General features: G+C 40.9%; 10 protein-coding genes. 8 read left to right on the forward strand and 2 right to left on the reverse strand.

Features of this window, described 5'->3' with window-relative positions; translation table 11 throughout:
• Positions 1 to 5: 5 nt before the first annotated feature.
• The 6 genes from JOC78_RS05720 to JOC78_RS05745 all read left to right on the forward strand — a co-directional run bounded on the left by JOC78_RS05720 (position 6) and on the right by JOC78_RS05745 (position 7,735).
• On the forward strand, positions 6 to 686 hold the full coding sequence (locus tag JOC78_RS05720) for a response regulator transcription factor (protein ID WP_204553547.1): 681 nt from the start codon (positions 6 to 8) through the stop codon (positions 684 to 686).
• Positions 683 to 2,065: a sensor histidine kinase gene (locus JOC78_RS05725; protein WP_204553548.1), complete on the forward strand. Its 1,383-nt coding sequence runs from the start codon at positions 683 to 685 to the stop codon at positions 2,063 to 2,065. The genes JOC78_RS05720 and JOC78_RS05725 overlap by 4 nt, the downstream gene beginning before the upstream one ends.
• Before the next feature lie 58 nt (positions 2,066 to 2,123).
• On the forward strand, positions 2,124 to 2,834 hold the full coding sequence (locus JOC78_RS05730; RefSeq protein WP_204553769.1) for a DNA alkylation repair protein: 711 nt from the start codon (positions 2,124 to 2,126) through the stop codon (positions 2,832 to 2,834).
• Between the two features lie 370 nt (positions 2,835 to 3,204).
• Positions 3,205 to 4,587: a Mur ligase family protein gene (locus tag JOC78_RS05735; RefSeq protein WP_204553549.1), complete on the forward strand. Its 1,383-nt coding sequence runs from the start codon at positions 3,205 to 3,207 to the stop codon at positions 4,585 to 4,587.
• A gap of 146 nt (positions 4,588 to 4,733) precedes the next feature.
• On the forward strand, positions 4,734 to 6,899 hold the full coding sequence (locus tag JOC78_RS05740; protein ID WP_204553550.1) for a YheC/YheD family protein: 2,166 nt from the start codon (positions 4,734 to 4,736) through the stop codon (positions 6,897 to 6,899).
• 191 nt (positions 6,900 to 7,090) lie between these two features.
• Positions 7,091 to 7,735, forward strand: a complete 645-nt coding sequence (locus JOC78_RS05745; protein ID WP_239587021.1) for a CPBP family intramembrane glutamic endopeptidase — start codon at positions 7,091 to 7,093, stop codon at positions 7,733 to 7,735.
• Between the two features lie 147 nt (positions 7,736 to 7,882).
• Here JOC78_RS05745 and JOC78_RS05750 read toward each other — a convergent pair whose 3' ends face one another.
• Both JOC78_RS05750 and JOC78_RS05755 read right to left on the reverse strand, forming a co-directional pair.
• Positions 7,883 to 8,899 carry an NlpC/P60 family protein gene (locus tag JOC78_RS05750; RefSeq protein WP_204553551.1) on the reverse strand — a complete coding sequence of 339 codons (1,017 nt, stop codon included), beginning with the start codon at positions 8,897 to 8,899 and terminating at the stop codon, positions 7,883 to 7,885.
• A gap of 419 nt (positions 8,900 to 9,318) precedes the next feature.
• Positions 9,319 to 10,530: an ATP-grasp domain-containing protein gene (locus tag JOC78_RS05755; RefSeq protein WP_204553552.1), complete on the reverse strand. Its 1,212-nt coding sequence runs from the start codon at positions 10,528 to 10,530 to the stop codon at positions 9,319 to 9,321.
• A 187-nt stretch (positions 10,531 to 10,717) separates the two neighbouring features.
• On the opposite strand from JOC78_RS05755, the gene JOC78_RS05760 reads away from it, so the two are divergent.
• Positions 10,718 to 11,911: a class I SAM-dependent rRNA methyltransferase gene (locus JOC78_RS05760; RefSeq protein ID WP_204553553.1), complete on the forward strand. Its 1,194-nt coding sequence runs from the start codon at positions 10,718 to 10,720 to the stop codon at positions 11,909 to 11,911.
• A gap of 46 nt (positions 11,912 to 11,957) precedes the next feature.
• Entirely contained in the window at positions 11,958 to 12,719 is a 762-nt protein-coding gene (locus JOC78_RS05765) for a threonine/serine exporter family protein (RefSeq protein WP_204553554.1), read from the forward strand.
• Positions 12,720 to 12,728: the final 9 nt, after the last annotated feature.

Here is a 12,728-nt window from a genome sequence, read left to right on the forward strand (position 1 = left end):
AGATCATGACGAATATTTTAATTGTTGATGACGATACGCATATCATAAACCTTGTAGATATCCATTTATCTGGACAAGGTTATAAAGTGTTTCAAGCAAAGGAAGGAATGGAAGCGTTGGACATTCTTCAAAAGGAAATATGTGATTTAGCAGTGGTTGATGTCATGATGCCTTTTATGGATGGATATACACTGACGAAAGAGATTCGAGGGCGTTACAACATTCCGGTTATTTTATTGACAGCCAAAAACCAAATAGAAGATAAGGAACAAGGGTTTCAAGCAGGCACGGATGACTATCTTGTGAAGCCGTTTGAACCGAAAGAATTAAGCTTTCGTATAAAAGCTTTGCTGCGGCGATATGATAAAGAGCCTGATGAATGGATGATTCGCCTAGGCCATACAGCTATAAATAAAAAAAGCTATGAAGTTCAAATTGGAGACCGAACGATTCTTTTGCCCTTAAAAGAGTTTGAACTTTTATATTTTCTAATGTCGAACCCTATGCAAGTATTTTCTAGAGGACACTTGATCGAACAAATTTGGGGTGTGAATTATGAAGGGGATGAACGAACAGTAGATGTTCATATCAAAAGACTAAGAGAACGTTTTTCTAAATGGACGGATGATTTTCAAATTAAAACCGTTCGAGGGGTTGGCTATTCACTGGAGGCAAAGCGAGAATGAAAACACTGTATGTAAAGTTTGTGGTCATTACGATTGGCATCATGGTTCTGAGCAGCATTCTAGGCTTTCTGCTAGCCAATACTTATTATCAGCAAAAGTTAAAGCCTGATAATGACCAAAAAAACACAGAAATTGCTAAATCCATTGCAGCGTTCACTGAAGATCACCCTCAAATGAACTTAAACGAGTACTTGGAGAATATTTCATCAATGGGATATCAAATTTATTTAGTTGACCATGCTGGCGAAGAGTCTTTCTATGGAGCGGAATTTAGGGATAAAAGTCTTTCTGCTGCAACTAAAGAGAATGTATTGAACGGTCAAACTTATCATGGAATTCTTCAATTTCCGCAAGAAACGTTTGTCACAGGTTTCTTTGCCAATGAATTAAAGAATACCATTGGTCTTCCGTTAGTTCATGACGAAAAAAAATATGCTCTTTTCCTTAGACCGGATATTAAACTTCTTTTTAATGAAATGCACCTTTTATTTGGATGGCTGCTTGCATTAACGATTAGTCTGAGTATTATCATGGTGATTTTTAGTGCGAAATATTTAATAAAGCCCATTTCAAAACTAACGATCGCTACAAGGTCTCTTGCCAATGGCGATTTCAATGTTGAACTTGATCATAGTCGTCAAGATGAGCTGGGAGAACTTTCGCATAGCTTCTTAAGGATGGCCAACAGGTTAGAACAAATAGATGATATAAGAAAAGAGTTCATTTCTAATATTTCCCATGATATTCAGTCGCCTCTATCAAATATAAAAGGATATACAAACCTTTTGGAGAAAGAATCAATGAGTAAAGAGGAAAAAAGCCGCTACATATCAATCATTCATGATGAAATTGGAAGGCTGTCCACTTTAACCAAACAATTACTGCTCCTCGCCTCTTTAGATCGCAATGAAAATATAGTGAAAAAAAGTACCTTCAATATTAGTCAGCAAATCAAGGAACTAATAAGAAATTATCAATGGATAGTGGGCGAGAAAGGGATCATGCTTAGCTACACTTTACCAGATACGGAAATGACAGGGGACGCATCTTTACTCTATGCGGCTTGGGACAACCTATTAACAAATGCGATTAAATATAACCGGCCCAATGGCAGTATTGAAATATCCCTAGAAGAAAAAGGAGAATCCATCGCAGTCATTTTTAAAGATAGCGGAATAGGGTTAAATCAGACAGAGATAGAGAGGGTATTTGATCGTTTTTATCGGGCAGATACCGCGCGTGTACGGACAATAGAGGGAACTGGACTGGGCTTATCCATTGTGTGGACGATTGTTCAATTGCATGATGGCCATATTTATGTGCAGAGTGCGGAAAACGAAGGAACGACTTTTACAGTGGAGCTGCCCGTTGGAAAATAATTAGACGGGAATCAGGGGTAAAGTCAGCTAATATATAAGGGCAGGTGGATGAGGAATGATCACATATGAAGAAGTAATGGCTAAGCTTGAGGAATTGGGATCCGAACAAACAAAGAAGACACTGGTCAAACATGGAGCACAGGAGCCGTTCTTTGGGGTGAGAATCGGGGATCTTAAAAAATTTCTCTTAAAAAAAGTAAAGAAAAATCAGGAGCTGGCCTTAAAGCTGTATGGATCCGGCAACAGTGATGCCATGTATTTGGCAGGGCTTAGTGTCGATCCTACACTCATGACAAAAGAACAGCTGCAGGAATGGGTTCAGCAGGCGAATTGGTATATGCTCAGTGAATATACAGTAGCCCAGGTGGCAGCAGAATCTGCCTATGCCCTTGAACTTGCCCGGGAGTGGATGGCATCAAACGAGGAACTTATAGCGACTGCGGGATGGAGTACCTATACAAATTATTTATCGATTACGCCAGATGAAGAAATTGATTATGCAGAAGTAAAAAATCTTCTCTCGCATGTAGAAGAAAAGATTCACTCGGAACAAAACCGTGTTCGGTATGTGATGAATGGATTTATCATCGCGGTTGGTGCGTTTTATGCCCCGCTTTTAGAAAAGGCGAAGCGAGTGGCTAAAGCAGTGGGGAAAGTCCGAGTGAATGTGGGAGATACTTCCTGTAAAGTGCCTGTCGCAACAGACTATATTGCAAAGATGGAAGAGAAAGAGCGGATAGGTCATAAAAGGAAGACTTGTATCTGCTGATAGAAGAGCAAACTAGCTTTGAAGAGTGAATGATCGGTAGTTTCTCTGGAGAAAGATCAGCGGCTTATAAGGTTTATCAGCAACTTCGAGTGATATATCGGCAACTTTGGGAATATATCAGCAACTCTGAACGACATATCGGCAACTTTTAGGATATATCAGCAACTTCGAACCATATATCAGCAACTCCACTAAATTTTCCTTGTCATGATCCTTGGAGGAGCAGTAGGGTTAAAGCTTGTTTCTTAGGCAGAGGCCGTGTCTTAATCACCTTTTTACTTCATAAACTTACAATGAGCACACTTCTTTTTTAGATGTACAGGCAACTTTCGCCTTAAAAGATAATCTATATAAAAGAGGAGGTGAAAAGGTGAAGCTTCTTTCTGTGAAAAGATTAAATTATATAATCAATGGTCAGCTGTTAAAAGGATCTGAAAACATCATACTAGATCAAGCGGTGTATCGCTATCAGCATATCTCCACTGACACTTGTGTCCTATTCTTAAGAACGAGCAGCAAAGAAAACATCGAGAACTTATCTTATAAAAGACCTGCTTGTGTGGTGACGGAAAGGTGGTATACCGAGTTTGATCACAGGCCTGAATTAACTGTTATCCTTGTAGATGACATTGAACAGGCCTTTTGGACATTTGTAGATTTTTATCGAGATCAGTTTGACCTTCCCGTAGTAGCGATCACCGGTACTTCAGGTAAAACAACAACGAAAGATATGCTTAAACATATATTAGAGAAAGATCGGTGTGTAGAAGGAACGGTTAGCAGTGCCAACTCCCGATCATCTCATTTATACTATCTTCTCAATTTGAATGATTCTACAGATGTAGCCGTATATGAAACAGCTGTCGGCAGAGCTGGAGATGTGACGCTTGCCTGTGAGTACTTTAAGCCAACCATAGGCCTCATTACGAATATTGATGCTCATCACTTAAATAATTTTGACCATAAAGAAGATTACGTACTGGCAAAAGGAGAAATCATCGAAGGTATTGCGCCTGGGGGCCAGCTCTTTATTAATCATGATGACAGCAACATTAAAAAATTAGATTTAACTCAATTTGACGGTCAGATCCATACATTTGGCGTCCATTCCGCATGTGATTACCAAGCGAAGCAGATTTCTTATGCAGAGGGCGGAATGAATTTCATCTTAACGCACAAGAACAGGAGATGGCGTGCGTTTATTCCTGGCTACGGAGAACATCAGGTCTATAATGCACTTGGGGCCTTAGCGGTCGCTCATCACCTAGGAGTAGAGCTTGGAGAAGCGATTTCTCGCCTAAACGACTTTAGAAACAACCGGAAAAAGCTTCAAGTCACCCTTGGGTTTAATAACAGTCTTATCATTGATGATACGTGGCATATTACAAGAAACTCTCTGGAGGCTGCTTTAAAGGTATTAAGTCACTTAGGGAAACGAAAAAAGAAAATTGCGGTTCTTGGCGACATTACAGACCTTGGTGCATTTGATCAAGAGATTCATGAAGAGGCCGCGGAAATGGTCGCGGCATCTGGAGTAGATATGTTCATTACGATTGGAAAGCGGGCAGTAGTGATGGCTAGGCATGCCCAAAAAAAGAACCCTAAGCTTGACGTGTATGCACTGGAGACACCGAGAGCCGCTTTTAATTTATTGCAGCTGGTTTTGAATAAGAAGTGTGTGTTGCTCATTAAAGGAGATATGTACACGAGGTCGATTCAAAATTTAGCCAGAAGGATGAGGCGGCGTAGATAATCACCTTTTTCGATCACTTTCTTATGGGCAGGAGAGTGATCTTTTGTAGTGAGAAAGTCTAAATTCGGTATTTAAGGTATTTGTCAGTTGCCAAATATTCGCTTTGTGAATGTACTATCATAACCAAGAATGAAAGGAGACTTATTATGATAAGAATTGGTATGCTGCATCACAGAAAGGATCCGCGTACGGTTCTAAAATCCTACGCTTATGCAGCAGTGGCCAAAGCGGAGGGAGCTGACTTTTTTTACTTTTCTCCTAGAAAAGTAAACTTTCTAAATCGAACCATTCATGCATATGTCCTTGAGGATGGCGACTGGGTTCAAAAAACGGTGCCATTTCCGGATGTAATCTATAACACGGGCAGTCCAATGAAGTTAAGCCGCTCTAAACAAATTGTCGAGAAATTAAAAGCGGAAATCCCATTTACCACCCATTCGATTGGGAATAAATGGAGTGTGCAAAGAAGGTTGACCGAGGCGAAGGAATTCGACCAATATTTATTGCCGACAGAAGAGGTTAAAGATTTCGCCACTGTGCTAACTTATCTTCAAAAATATGAAAAAGCCATTTTTAAGCCGAAGAATGGAAGAAAGGGCCAAAGTATTCACCTGCTAGAGTGCTTGGCTGACAATCAATATTTAGTGAAGAAAGATGACCTTGACAGCGTTTATACTAAAGATCAATTCCAGCAATTAATTAAAGACTCCATAAACAGAGAGCCGTTCTTGATTCAGCCCTATATTGAAAGTGTGACGAAGTCCGGCGCTGCCTTTGACTTTCGCTTGCACCTGCAAAAAGACGGGAATGGAAAATGGGTAGTGACAACGATCTATCCTCGAATCGCACCCGAAGGAAGTATTATTTCTAATATCAATAACGGAGGCTACACGAATTACTTAGAGCCGTTTCTAAAGCAAGAGTATGGTGACGATGCTTTCAACATGAAACGGACACTCGAGCATTTCTCCTTGTCATTAGCCGAGCACTTAGACCAGCTTCAGTATCAATACTATGAGGAAAGATTAGATGAACTCGGATTTGATGTGGGAGTGGATAAGAATCAAAGGCTTTGGGTGTATGAAGTTAACTGGCGCCCCGGCTGTCCGCCTGCCTTTTATTTAGAGCTCGATGTCGTAAAGCTGATGATTCAATATGCCATGTACTTGGCTAAAGAACATAAGAAAGGCGAGGAGGAGCCTGTGAAAAAACTTACCTTCGATCGTCCGATAATCGGTATTACGGGCAGTGCCGGCAAGACGACAACGAAAGCATTTTTGGCTTCGATTCTAAAAACGCGGCTTACTATCTTTGATTCCAAGGATAATTGGAATACAACCGATCACACGAGACAGCATGCAGAAGAAATTAATGACAGCCATGAAGCAGTTGTTCTGGAGTATGCCATGGCTTACCCTGGGGTTATCAAGGTTCATTGTGAAATCATTCAGCCAAATATCAGTATTATTACGAATATAGGGCTAGCCCATGTAGGGAACTTCGACAGCGACATCAAAGGGGTAGCCGCTGCTAAGTCTGAAATTATTCATGGCATGGATCCGAATGGGTGGCTCGTTTTAAATGCGGATGATGACAATTCCAGATTCTTGGAAACGGAAAACTTTAAAGGGGTTATTCGAACAGTTGGTATTCATAAGTCAGCTGATTATCAAGCTAAAAACGTAACCTATGGAGAAAAAGGCATGGAGTTCGAGATGAAGCTTCATGGAGTGAACCATGCATTTAAGATTTCCATGTTTGGCGAACACAATGTGTATAATGCCTTAAGTGCCATTGCGACAGCGGATATGCTAGGTTTTACAGCGAGTGAGATCAAAGAAGGGCTAGAATCCTTCCACCACCCAGTTAGAAGAATGAGAGTATATCCTTTGCCTTCTGGCGTGACAATGATTGACGACACCATTCATGCGCATCCGCCAGCGGTGAAAGCAGCGATTGATGTAATGAAGCATATAGCAAAAGGGCGGAAGGTTGCTCTGTTAGGAAGAATGCCGGAGCTTGGCGACAAACTTGAAGAAGAGTATCAGGCTGTAGGCCGCTATGCAGTCGACAACGGCGTAGACTTTTTGATTTCTTATGGCTATCGGGCGGATGAGATCAGAAAAGGAGCGTTAGAAGCCGGACTGCCGGAAGATAGAAACGTTCATTTCTCGGTATTTGAACGGGAAGAATGCCACGCTCTGCTCCAGGAAATATTGGAGCCAGGAGACACGATCCTTATTAAAGGTGCCAGCCGTTTGAGTTTAACGGAGACGGTGCAGTTCTTGAAACAGAATCAAAAGGAAAAATAATATTCTAAGAATATTGTTTCGATCAATCACATAGAGATGATAGTTGAACATTACATAGCATAGTGTAATGTTCTTTTTCTATTTAAAAAAATCAATAGCAGAAAAATCCTGAAATAGGATAATTTAACCACATTTTGTGTTAAAATTTTCTGAGTATTGTAAGTTTATTTATAAGAAAAGGGGTCATTCACTTGGAAAAGGCCGTTTCAGGAAACAAACCTTTTTATGAAATGCTTTTGCTGGTCATCATGATGGTGGCAGCGGCATTCTTTTTTCCAAAATTACTTGGCATCGTTTCGATCATTCCCATTCTTTATTTTTTTATTGAAAATAAAGCGAGAAAACATTCTATTAAAGAGCCGGTGTTCAAGCATAAAGACATCGTCCAAGATTTAAAAACTACTTGGATTCCTTTTGTTACAGTGGCGTTTTTTCTTCAATTTATTTACTTTTGGCTATTCACAAATTTTTCTCCTGAGTTAATTACACAAGTGAAAGAAAGAACGTCCTTCATTACGTCTTTTGATACAAAGATCGTACTAACCTTACTGATCCTTGCTTTAGGAGAGGAAATTGTGTTTAGAGGACTCATTCAAAAAAGGCTAAACTGGAAGCTAAGCGCCTTCCCGTCTATACTCATGACCTCTTTTGTTTTTGCTTTATTGCATATTTCCGACGGAACCCCCGTCACAGTCACCATGGACTTATCCACGGTGTTTATTGATAGTGTCTTTTTTGGCTATCTTTTTTATAAAACTCAAAATCTGTACATTTCTTGGCTGGCGCATGCATTAGGCAATATTACAGCTGCATTTCTATTGATTTATTTTATCTGATTGCTTGTTCCGCGCAAGAAAAAGAGCTGAGTGAAAAGAAATAGGTTGCGAACGTCAGCAATCAACTGTCTTTTCAATGAGACAAAGCAAGAGGGTGACCCAAAAGCATCAACTTTCGGGTCACCCTCTTTAAGGTTTAAATATTTATTATTTTAGCACGCGACGAGCTGTTACATAGTGCTCTTCATAATAATCACGAGCTGTTAAACGCTGCTGGATGCCGCTTGAATCAAAAATTGTATAGAATTGTTTGTTTCCTGCGTAAATGCCAACTTGAGCTGGAGCGCCGTTGCTAGAGCTGCTAGAGAAGAACAATAAGTCACCAGGCTGTAAGTTTTCCTTAGAAACATACGTCCCTTTTTTCGCCATCTCTTTAACGTCTTTCGTTCCAAGGTCTGCGCCATGCTGTTTCATGACATAATAAGTAAGTCCTGGATTGTTAAACGTAAGAGTGTCTTCATTGTAAGAACCGTATTTTACTTTGCCCATTAATCCTTTTACAGTGTCCACTGCATGGTGTCCTGCTGTTTTTTCGGCTGGCTCCATGAAAGAAGGGATTACACGACGTGCATGTGCATAGTTGTTCCGGTAGTAATCTGTGCTGTCTAAGTCAGAAATCGTTACGTTTTTCTTAGAATCGGCCATATGGACAATCTTATTGTCGCCCATGTAGATTCCGTTGTGATCTTGAGGATCATTGTCGTTCGGATTGCCGTCAAAGAATACGATATCTCCTGGCTGCAGATCGCTCTTAGCTACAGGTGTTCCAAGTTCTGCTTGGATATCTGTGTCGCGCGTACCTATATCAATACCGTTTTGCAAGAAGGAATAATAAATGAACCCGCTGCATCCGAATTGGTAAGGGTACGTTGGTTTATATGTATAGCGGTTGTAAGTTGCTTTCCCAATTAAACCAACAGCTGTGTTAATGATCTGATCAGCTTTCGTTTGAGCAGATGCATCAAGCGTTTCTGCATTCGCTGCAGGCTGCTGTTGTGTTGTTGAAGTCCCAAGAACCGGCTTAGGTGCTGTTTCTGTACTAGTTGGCTGCTGAGTAGAAGTATTACTTGAAGTCATCCCTGCTTCTGTTGCTGCTGGCATTGTATAAAGACTGCCTAAAGCCATCATCGTCGTAATGGATGCTAATTTGATTTTTTGTTTCATAATTCTCTCCCTTTGCCTAAAATTAGTTTGTTTACCCTTTTCACAAAAACTATAACATGAAAAATAAGGGCATTTGCTATGTAATTGTTGGGCTTATTGCCAATAATTTAAGATTGATTTTTTGAGGGTTTATAGTAAAGGGCAAGAAAGCTTGTCTGTGAGACTCCTGCATTGATCATCTTAAGCCGAGGAGCCGCTGATAGAATGCGAAAAGCCGCCGATAAAACCGAAAAGCAGCTGATAGAACCTCAAAAAACCACGGATAGAGTGTCAAAAAGCGTCCATACCGAAAAACCCAGAATCATTCCATATATGTGGCGATCATCCTGGGCTATCTATTTAAGATTTGCTTTAGAAAAGAATAAACTATCGTTTCAGTGCCTGCCATCTGTAGGAACGGACTTAAATTTCGTGTACATCTATTCTAAGTGAAAGGTGATTTCTTTGGCTGCTTGTTTGGCATTTAAGCGTGCTTGCTCTCTAGTTTCACCAGTGGCGAGCACATACGCATAGCGGTGGCCCATGGACATCGGCACAGATAAATACGTTCCTTTTCTAGGTTTAATATACACTTCCACAACCCCTGGCGAATTAAGCGCACGGTTTCTGCCAGTTACTCTTTGAAGCACGCCGCCTTCATCAAGAGTGACGTACTGGGCGAAAACGGGCTTCGTATGTTTAGTTTGAAAGTCTGCTTTCTCCCCAGCTACCATTTTCAATGTTTCTGCTACCACATTCACTCCATAGGCTGCTTCAATGATACGATTCATCGCGCCTCCAGAAATACGGGGGTTGATCTCAATCAGCTTCCAGCTCTCAGGTGTTCCCCGAAGTTCGACATGCAAACTGCCATCACGGATTTTTAACGAATGGGCGATTGTAATTAAGACTTCCTGCAGGGAGGTATGAACTTTTTCAGGAGGATTGACCCATACATTGTATCCTGTAACGATAAAGCGTTCGGCTTTTAGAATCTCTTGTTCCAAAATAGCTAAGATTTGTGGGACGCCATTTTGAACGACGGCTTCGATAAGAATTTGTTCGCCTTCTACATACTCCTCAATCAGCAAAGGGGTTTTTGGGTCTTGTTTCCTAAGTACATGAACCGCTTTATAGAACTGCTTTTCATTCTCGACCAGGATGACATCCTTAGACCCGGTGGAATAAGGAGATTTAAGGATAAACCTCTCAATTTTTAACCTTTTCCAAATGCTTTCAATATCCTCATCAGGTGAAATAATTCGATAAAATGGAGTGATGGAGGAATTCTTCAGCGCTTTGCGCGTTTCCAGCTTATCTTCCATTTTAAAAATGGCTTTCGTACTTATTCGGCCGATTCCTAATTGGTCAGCGAGTTTAGCAGCTTGATAAACATACGTATCAACAAAGCTCACAATTGCTTGAATCTCTTTCCCTTGTTTTTCAAGATATCGAACGACGTCGATTACTGCTCCTGTTTCAAAGGATTCCATATATTGCATGACATGTACATCAGGATATTCGCTTCGTTGTTCTATTGCTTTTTGTCGTGTGGTCAAGAGGATCGTGTGGTACCCCAAACTTTCAGCTGCGCGAATCGCGTCGCGGCTTGAACCGGACTTATTAGTCTCGAGAAAAATGATGCTCTTCATATTGTCCTCTCCTTTTAGAAAAAGATCACTTACATAATGTATGACAGACACAGCCAGAACGTTATTTAATATCAAAAATTATTTTCGGAGAGAAAGCCTGCCGGGCATTTTGAATGGATGAGGGTGAGAAGGCGGACATGACATGTTATGATAAGACAAAATACCGGAATACGGATGGGATGATTCTATGTATAAAGAAAAAAATATAAAAGTAAAAAGTCAGCACGTAAATAAGTTTCAAAAAGGATACCCGCTTATTTTTAAAGAAGCGCTCTCAGATCCGCGTCTTCTTCAAGAGGAGGGGCAAATCATTAACCTTGTTGACGGCCGCAATCAATTTATCGCTAAAGGATATTACGGAAGACAGAACAAAGGATACGGCTGGGTGTTAACGAGAGATGAGCGAGAGGACATTGATCAAGCGTTCTTCAAGAAGAAAATTACTAAGGCACTCAACCACCGTTCACACTTATTTCAAGATGAAGAAACCACGGCTTTTCGCGTATTTAACGGAGAAGGAGACGGTATTGGCGGCCTGACCATTGACTTCTTTGACGGATATTATTTAATTAATTGGTACAGTCACGGCATTTATCAGTTTAAACAAGAAGTGGTGGAGGTCCTGCAGCAGACAGAGACATATAAAGCAATTTATGAAAAGAAACGGTTTGACGTGAAAGGACAATACATAGAAGATGATGATTTTGTCTCTGGTGAAAGAGGGCAGTTTCCGCTTATGGTAAAGGAAAATGGCGTGAACTTTGCCGTTTACTTAAACGAGGGCGCGATGGTTGGTGTGTTTCTGGATCAGCGTGAAGTCAGAAAAAGAATCAGAGACGCTTATTCAGATGGGAAAAACGTGTTGAATATGTTTTCTTACACAGGCGCTTTTTCTGTATTCGCAGCAGCTGGAGGGGCGTCAAAAACAACCAGTGTCGATGTAGCGAACCGCAGCCTCGCAAAAACAATTGAGCAATTTTCTATCAATGGAATGGATCATGAAGCGCAAGATATAATCGTCGAAGATGTCTTTAAATACTTTAAGTATGCGGTGAAGAAAAATCTTACGTTTGATTTAGTGATTTTAGATCCGCCAAGCTTTGCGAAATCGAAGAAGCATACATTTAGTGCATCCAAAGACTATAAAGATCTTTTAAAGGATACGATAGCTATTACAGAGAAAAATGGCGTCATTGTGGCTTCAACGAACTGCAGTACGTTTGATATGAAGAAGTTTAAAGGGTTTATTGATGCCGCCTTTAAAGAGTCTGGCGTCAATTACAAATTGCTAGAGGAATATTCTCTTCCGGAGGACTTTAAAACGATCAAAGAGTTTAAAGAAGGAAATTATTTGAAAGTCGTTTTTATCAAAAAGTATTAGAATAGCGGGTTTAACGTCAGGGTATTTATTCACACGGAGGGGTGGCATGGAGCGTCAATTAGAATTAAAGTACGACATTATGGACGTGAGTCTGCTGGCGGGGAAGATTATGCTTGAAAGCGGGGCAGAAACCTATCGGGTAGAGGATACCATGGGACGGATCGCTAAAGCATTTGGCATCAGAGAATCACATAGCTACGTCACGCCAACAGGGATCATGTTCTCGATTGAAACAGCTGAACCAACAAAAACGAAACTGATACGTATATCTAATCGTACCACTGATTTACAGAAGGTCAGCTTGGTCAACAGTATCTCAAGGAGAATCAGCAACGGTGATTTATCGGTGGATGATGCCTATCAGGAGCTGCAAGAATTACAGAAAACAGGTATGGCCTTTCCGCTGGCTGCCCAGATTATTGCAGCGGCTGTGGCAAGCGCTTGTTTCTTAATTATGCTGCAAGGAAGCTGGACGGATTTCATACCTGCCATGCTTGCGGGGGGCTGCAGCTTCTCCGTCTTGATTTATGTAAGCAATCATGTGCAGATTAAGTTTTTCTCTGAATTTATTGCCTCGCTATCTGGGGGGCTATTAGCTTACTTTTTGTACTGGACAGGTGCAGGTGCGGAGCTGGATAAAATTATTATTGGGTCAGTCATGCCGCTTGTTCCCGGCCTTCTGATTACCAATGCCGTGCGGGATTTAATGGCCGGTCATTTAATATCCGGCCTTGCAAAAGGGGCCGAAGCCTTTCTGACTGCTTTTGCGATTGGCTCTGGAATAGCTGTGATTTTGACGATATTCTAAAGGTAGTAT

Source organism: Bacillus ectoiniformans (assembly GCF_016908875.1).
In the GTDB taxonomy this organism is placed as follows: Bacteria; Bacillota; Bacilli; order Bacillales; family Domibacillaceae; genus Bacillus_BX; species Bacillus_BX ectoiniformans.

Coding starts and splice junctions, on each gene's coding strand:
- JOC78_RS05750 (WP_204553551.1), bottom strand. CDS start 8,899: ATGAAACAAAAAATCAAATTAGCATCCATTACGACGATGATGGCTTTA.
- JOC78_RS05760 (WP_204553553.1), top strand. CDS start 10,718: ATGTATAAAGAAAAAAATATAAAAGTAAAAAGTCAGCACGTAAATAAG.
- JOC78_RS05740 (WP_204553550.1), top strand. CDS start 4,734: ATGATAAGAATTGGTATGCTGCATCACAGAAAGGATCCGCGTACGGTT.
- JOC78_RS05765 (WP_204553554.1), top strand. CDS start 11,958: ATGGAGCGTCAATTAGAATTAAAGTACGACATTATGGACGTGAGTCTG.
- JOC78_RS05755 (WP_204553552.1), bottom strand. CDS start 10,530: ATGAAGAGCATCATTTTTCTCGAGACTAATAAGTCCGGTTCAAGCCGC.
- JOC78_RS05720 (WP_204553547.1), top strand. CDS start 6: ATGACGAATATTTTAATTGTTGATGACGATACGCATATCATAAACCTT.
- JOC78_RS05725 (WP_204553548.1), top strand. CDS start 683: ATGAAAACACTGTATGTAAAGTTTGTGGTCATTACGATTGGCATCATG.